Annotated in this window: 1 protein-coding gene; it reads right to left on the reverse strand. The window is 59.8% G+C overall.

Features of this window, described 5'->3' with window-relative positions:
* Positions 1-90: 90 nt before the first annotated feature.
* Positions 91-480 (reverse strand): urease accessory protein UreH domain-containing protein (locus AB4Z23_RS28385; RefSeq protein ID WP_441361295.1); only part of this gene is annotated, 390 nt, incomplete at its 5' end.

Genomic DNA, 480 nt, shown 5'->3' on the forward strand with positions numbered 1-480 from the left:
GCGTCTCATCCTGATTGCCGCGCTACACCCGCCTCCGTCAAATGAGAGCCGTACGTCATAGCACCTGCAACGCTTTGAGCGGCAGCCGTCTTACGCGAGGGTCATTGTCGCAACTGCGACCATGCCGAGTCCGACGGTGATCTCCAGCACACGTGACAATTTGTCGAGCCTCTGCTGATTGCGGCTGAACAGCCGGTAGAAGACTTTCCTGAAGGAAACAGCCAGAAGCGCGACGACAGACAGCGTCAACGCTACGCCGCCCAACATGAGGACGGCAAACAGCAGTCCTGGGGCGGGCACCCCGCGCGCGGTTGCATAGGTCATGACGAACAGGGTCAGCGGACAGGGAATAAGACCGGCCACGAAGCCAAAGCCTGCGCCCTCCTGGGACCTATGGTTGTGGCTAGTGGAACGCAGACCTCTCCAGATCATCCAGAGACCGATCAAACCGATCACGCCCCGGCTCAAGTGTTCCAGAAG

It is taken from the genome of Agrobacterium sp. MCAB5, assembly GCF_052114365.1.
GTDB lineage: Bacteria > Pseudomonadota > Alphaproteobacteria > Rhizobiales > Rhizobiaceae > Agrobacterium > Agrobacterium tumefaciens.